The following is a 6,853-nucleotide window of genomic DNA, read 5'->3' as shown; positions in this document are numbered from 1 at the left end:
CCTGCCACTGCGAACCCTGACCCGGGAACACAAAAACCACCCGACCCGCATCCGAGGCAACACCCTCAACCACACCAGCCGCACCACGACCCTCAGCAACAGCCTCAAGCCCCACCACCAGCTCATCCCGCGACGCACCCACCACCACAGCCCGTTGCTCCAACGCCGCCCGCGACGTCGCCAGCGAGAAGCCGACGTCCGCCGGCGACTCATCCGCAACGGACACCGCAGCCGCCAGCCGCGCAGCCTGCCCCCGCAACGCCGCCGCCGACCGACCCGACAGCACCCACGGCACCGGCACACCACCCACCAGCTCAACGGGCTCAACGCTCCCCGCGGCAGCCGCCACCTCGGGGGCCTGCTCAAGCACCACATGCGCATTCGTGCCGCTCATCCCAAACGACGACACACCGGCCCGGCGCAGACGGCCCTCGGCATCCGGCCAGGCCCGCGCCTCGGTGAGGAGGCGGACGTTGCCCTCGGTCCAGTCGACGTGTGGGGTCGGCTCGTCCACATGCAGGGTCTTCGGCAGCAGCCCGTGCCGCATCGCCTCGACCATCTTGATGACGCCCGCGACACCCGCGGCGGCCTGGGTGTGACCGATGTTCGACTTCACCGAACCCAGCCACAGCGGACGTCCGGACTCCCGCCCCTGCCCATACGTCGCCAGCAACGCCTGCGCCTCGATCGGGTCGCCCAGCTTCGTACCCGTGCCGTGCGCCTCCACCACATCCACGTCCGACGCTTCCAGACGCGCGTTGGCCAGCGCCTTGCGGATCACGCGCTGCTGCGATGGGCCGTTCGGAGCCGTAAGGCCGTTCGACGCACCGTCCTGGTTGACGGCCGAACCCCGCACGACCGCGAGCACCTCGTGCCCGTTGCGCACCGCGTCCGACAGGCGCTCCACGAGCAGCATGCCCACGCCCTCGCCCCAGCCCGTGCCGTCCGCCGCGGCCGCGAAGGCCTTGCAGCGGCCATCCGCCGCCAGGCCGCCCTGGCGGCTGAACTCGACGAAGGTACCCGGCGTCGGCATGACCGTCACGCCACCGGCGAGGGCGAGGTCGCACTCGCCCTGGCGCAGTGATTGCGCCGCCAGGTGCAGGGCCACGAGCGACGACGAGCACGCCGTGTCGACCGTCACCGCCGGGCCTTCCAGGCCCAGTGTGTAGGCGACGCGCCCGGAGACAACGCTGCTCGCGTTGCCCGTGGCCAGGTGGCCCTCGACGTCCTCGGCGCTCTGGGTGAGCAGGGACACGTAGTCCTGGCTGCTCGCGCCGACGAAGACGCCGCCGGGGGTGCCGCGCAGCGAGCGCGGGTCGATGCCCGCCCGCTCCATGGTCTCCCAGGACACCTCCATCAGCAGCCGCTGCTGCGGGTCCATCGCCAGCGCCTCGCGCGGCGAGATCCCGAAGAAGGGGGCGTCGAAGTCGGCCGCCCCGTCCAGGAACCCACCCCGCTTGACCGCCGATACGCCCCTTCGGTCGGCGCCCTCGGCGAACAGCTCGTCCAGGTCCCAGCCCCGGTCCTCGGGGAAGGGGGCGATGACGTCGCCTTCGGCGGCGAGCAGCGACCACAGGCGCTCGGGGGTGTCGAGATTGCCGGGGTAGCGGCAGGCCATGCCGACGATCGCGACCGGCTCGTCGTCGCTCGCCTCCGTACGGCCCTGCGTGCCGTTGTCCGGGGTGCCGGCTTCGTTCGCGGGCAGGGTGCCGCGCAGCTTCGCGTTGAGGTGTCCGGCGAGTGCGGCGGGGGTCGGGTGGTCGAAGACGACGGAGGCCGGCAGCCGGATGCCGAGGGCGGACGAGAGCTCGTTGCGCAGTTCGACGGCGGTCAGCGAGCTGACGCCGAGTTCGCGGAACGCCTGCTCGGACCGTACGGCGTGCAGGCCGGCGGGCCCGTGGCCCAGTACCTCCGACGTACGGGAACGCACCAACTCTAGGAGCGCGGTGGCGCGTTCGGCTTCAGGCAGGGCGAGGAGCGTCCGGCCGTAGCCGGAGGTCTGGGGCGTACGGTCGGCGTCTGGCGCCTCGTCCGCACCTGCCTTGTCCCCGTCATCCCCGCCTTCCCTCACGTCGGACGCTTCGGGGAGCGCGGAGAGCAACGGGCTCGGGCGGGCGGCGGTGAAGGCGGGCGCGAACCGCTCCCAGTCGACATCGGCGACGACCACGTTCGGCCCGCCCGCAGCGAGGCTCAGGGCGGTGAGGGCGGCGTCCGGTGCCATGGGATCGAGTCCGCGCAGCCGGAGTTCGTCGCCGGTCTCACCGGCGGCCATCCCTTCGCCCTCCCACGGCCCCCACGCCAGCGAGGTCGCGACGAGACCGGAGGCGCGGCGGGCCTCGGCAAGAGCGTCGAGCCGGGCGTTGGCGGCCGCGTACGCCGCCTGGCCTCCGCTGCCCCACACACCCGAGACCGACGAGAAGAGCACAAACGCGTCCAGCTCACGATCCCGCGTCAGCTCGTCCAGAAGCAACGCACCCCGGACCTTGCCCTCGGCAACCGAGGCCAGTTCGTCCGGACCAGACTCCAGAAGCGGGGCGATACGAGTCACACCCGCCGCATGCACCACCGCATCCACCGGAATACGGTCCAGGAGACCGCCAAGAGCCGCACGATCGCCCACATCCAGAGCCTCGACGACCGCCTCACAACCGGCCGCGTTCAGCTCCTCGCACAGTTCGGCAGCACCCGGCGCGTCCGGACCACGACGACTGACCAGCACCACACGCTCAGCACCCTGCGCAGCCGCCCATCGAGCCACCCGAGAACCCAGACCACCCGTACCACCCGTGATCAGCACCGTGCCCCGAGGACTCCAGCCCTCACCCGACAGCGGCACCCGCACGAGACGACGGGCAAAGACCCCGCCCGTACGCACCGCGACCTGGTCCTCGCCGCCGCCGGCGGCGGCCAGCACACCGCAGACGCGGTCCCACACCCGGGCATCAGGCGACTCGGGGAGGTCGATCGACCCACCCCACACCTGAGGAAGTTCAAGACCCGCTACCCGGCCCGAACCCCACACCGCGGCGGCATCCAGGTCCGTGGCCGTGGCGTCGGCAGGCCCAGTGGAGACGGCGCCCCTGGTCAGGCACCACAGCCGGGCCCCCGTGGGCTCGACGGCCCGGACCAGCGCAGGCAGCAGCTCCACCGAGGTCAGCAGGGACACGACGAGACCGGCACCACTCTCGTCGAGCAGCCCCGCGAATTCCTGGGTGCCCTCGGGTACTTCGACCACGGAAGCGCCTCGCGCGGCCAGGGCGGCAGCCGCCTCCCTCGCCCAGTCGGGGGCATCGGCACCGAGCAGGGCTTGCGCCTCCAGGGGGCCGGAGGCGGAATCCGGCAGCGGGGTCCACTCGACGCCGTACGTCCAACCGTCGATCGCGGAACGGACGCGGCGGCGCTGTCGCCAGGAGGTCAGGGCCGGCAGGACGGGGGCAAGCTGATCGGCATCGAGCGAAAGCACATCGGCCAGCGCCCCCGGCTCACCCCCCTCGACGGCATCCCAGAACTCGGCGTCCACACCGTCCTGCCGAGGAACGGCGGCCGGGGTCGCGTCGAGCCAGTAGCGGCTGCGCTGGAAGGCGTACGTGGGGAGAGCGACGCGGCGGGCACCCGTACCGGCAAAGAACGCCGACCAGTCCACCGTGCCGCCGTGGGCGTGGAGCTGGCCGAGCCCGGTGACGAGGCTGTGGGCCTCGTCGCGGTCCTTGCGCAGGACCGGAACGAAGAGGGCGTCCTCGGCGTCGGTGAGGGTGGACTGCGCCATGGCCGACAGGACACCGTCCGGGCCCAGCTCGACGAACCGGGTGACGCCCTGGGCGTGGAGAGTCTGGACGCCGTCGGCGAAACGCACCGCCTCACGAACATGCCTCACCCAGTACTCCGGAGTGGACAACTCCGGACCCGCGACCCCACCGGTCAGGTTCGACACGACCGGAATACGCGCGGTCTCATACGACAGCGAGGCCGCGACCGCACGGAACTCCTCCAACATCGGCTCCATACGAGCCGAATGAAACGCATGACTGACCGACAACTTCTTCGTACGCGCACCCTGCTCAGCGAGTACCGCAGCGACCTGCTCCACCGGAGCCTCGTCACCGGAGATCACCACCGCACGCGGACCATTCACCGCCGCGATCGACACACCCTCGACCAGAGCCGCACGGACCTCATCCTCAGCCGCCTCGACCGCGACCATGGCCCCGCCCTCCGGCAGGGCATCCATCAGCCGGCCACGAGCAGCAACCAGCGCACACGCGTCATCGAGCGAGAGCACACCGGCCACGTGCGCAGCCGCGATCTCTCCGACCGAATGACCGAGCAGGGCGTCAGGACGTACACCCCACGACTCCACCAGCCGATACAGGGCAACCTCGACCGCGAACAGAGCCGCCTGCGTGAACCGCGTACGGTCCAACAGCCCCTCCCCGCCCCCGTCGAACACCACACCCTTCAAAGACCGACCCAGCTCACCATCCAACCGGGCACAGACCTCGTCGAAGACCTCCGCGAACACCGAATACGCGGCATACAACTCCCGCCCCATACCAGCCCGCTGAGCACCCTGCCCCGTAAACAACAACCCCAGGCCACCCGTAGACACCGGCCCACGAACCTTCAGGTCCCCCAGCCCAGCGAGCAGCTCATCCCGCGACGAACCCACCACCACAGCCCGGTGCTCCAACACCGCCCGAGACGTCACCAACGAGAAACCCACATCCACCGGCGACTCATCCGCAACAGACACCGCAGCCGCCAACCGCACCGCCTGCGATCGCAACGCCGCCTCCGTGCCACCGGAGAGCACCCACGGCACCGACACACCATCCACCACAGCGCCAGCCACCGGCTCAACCGCAGGTGCCTGCTCAAGTACCACGTGGGCGTTCGTCCCGCTCACGCCGAACGACGACACGCCCGAACGGCGCGGCTGTCCGTCCACGCTCGGCCACTCCCGCTCCTCGGTGAGCAACTCGACCTCGCCGGCCGACCAGTCCACGTGCGGCGAAGGCTCGTCCACGTGCAGCGTCTTCGGAAGGACCCCATGCCGCATGGCCTCGACCATCTTGATCACGCCCGCGACACCTGCCGCGGCCTGCGTGTGACCGATGTTCGACTTCACCGAACCCAACCACAACGGCCGGTCCCCGTCGCGGCCTTGCCCGTACGTCGTGAGAAGCGCCTGCGCCTCGATCGGGTCACCCAATGTCGTACCCGTACCGTGCGCCTCCACCGCATCCACGTCCGACGCCGACAGACCTGCGCTCTCCAGCGCCGCGCGGATCACGCGCTGCTGCGACGGACCATTCGGAGCCGTAAGACCGTTAGACGCACCGTCCTGATTGACCGCCGAACCCCGCACGACCGCGAGCACCTCGTGACCGTTGCGCACCGCGTCCGACAGGCGCTCCACGAGCAGCATGCCCACGCCTTCGGCGAAGCCGGTCCCGTTCGCCGCGCCGGCGAACGACCGGCAGCGGCCGTCCGCCGACAGACCACCCTGACGCGAGAACTCCGAGAAGAGTCCCGGTGTCGACATCACCGTGACACCGCCGGCGAGCGCCATGTCGCACTCGCCCTGGCGCAACGATTGCACCGCCAGGTGCAGGGCCACGAGCGACGACGAACACGCCGTGTCCACCGTCACCGCCGGACCCTCGAGCCCGAAGGTATAGGAGACGCGGCCAGAGGCCACACTGCCCGCGCTGCCGTTTCCGAGGAAGCCTTCGAGGTCTTCGGGAATCTCGGTCAAACGGCTGGCGTAATCGTGATACATCACGCCCGCGAACACACCCGTACGACTCCCCCGCACCGCATCAGGACTCAGCCCCGCCCGCTCAAACACCTCCCACGACGTCTCCAAAAGCAGACGCTGCTGCGGATCCATCGCCAACGCCTCACGCGGCGAAATCCCGAACAGACCAGCATCAAAATCCGCCGCATCCCGCAGAAAACCACCAACCCGAGCAAACGCACCCCCCGCCGCCCAACCACGGTCCGACGGAAACGCACCCACCCCGTCCCGCCCCGAGACCACCAGATCCCACAAATCCTCCGGAGAACTCACACCCCCCGGATAACGACACCCCATCCCCACAATCGCCACCGGCTCATCCACCACCGACGCCCGCACCACACCACCAGACGACGACACAACCGAAGCCGAAGACCAAGGCGAAGAGCCAGAAGAAACAGATCCCCCCGCCAACTCACCACACAAAAACTCCGCCAACACACGCGGCGTCGGATGATCGAAAACCAACGTCGCCGGCAACCGCAGCCCCGTCACCGACGCCACACGATTACGCAACTCCACAGCCGTCAACGAATCAAAACCCAGATCCTTGAACGCCCGCGACTCACCCACCGCCGCCACATCGCCATACCCCAACACCACCGCAACCTGCTCACGCACCAACCCCAGCACACGACCCACACGCTCCTCAGGGGTCAGTCCACTCAGCCGGTCGGCGAGCGCGGAGCCCGCAGTGTCCGCTCCCGTGGGTGTGCCGGAGGCCGCAGCGGAGGCGCGGGGACGCACCGGCCGGACGAGGGTGCTCAGCAGCGGTATCACGCCGGTCTCTGCCGACCGGGCGCGCAGGGCGGCAAGCTCGATGCGGGCGGGCATCAGGAAGGGCTCGCCGTTCGCGAGGGCCAGGTCGAAGAGCGCGAGACCCTCCGCCGACGCCAACGGACGCCCACCCGAACGCCCAAGACGCCGCAGGTCCTCACCACTCAAATGCCCGGTCATCCCACTGGCCTCGGCCCACAGACCCCACGCCAACGACTGCCCCGTCAAACCCCGCCCACGCCGATACCGCGCCAACCCGTCCAACACCGCATTCGCCGC

1 protein-coding gene is annotated in these 6,853 nt (G+C 70.1%); it reads right to left on the bottom strand.

The window, feature by feature from the left end; genetic code table 11:
• Positions 1–6,853: type I polyketide synthase (locus tag ACGFN2_RS35835; RefSeq protein WP_393367166.1), on the bottom strand; the 6,853-nt coding region annotated here is incomplete at both ends.

Origin of the sequence: Streptomyces sp. NPDC048612 (assembly GCF_043199295.1) — a bacterium.
In the GTDB taxonomy this organism is placed as follows: domain Bacteria; phylum Actinomycetota; class Actinomycetes; order Streptomycetales; family Streptomycetaceae; genus Streptomyces.
Note: the sequence above shows the minus strand (reverse complement) of the source record. Positions and strands in the feature narration are given on the sequence as shown.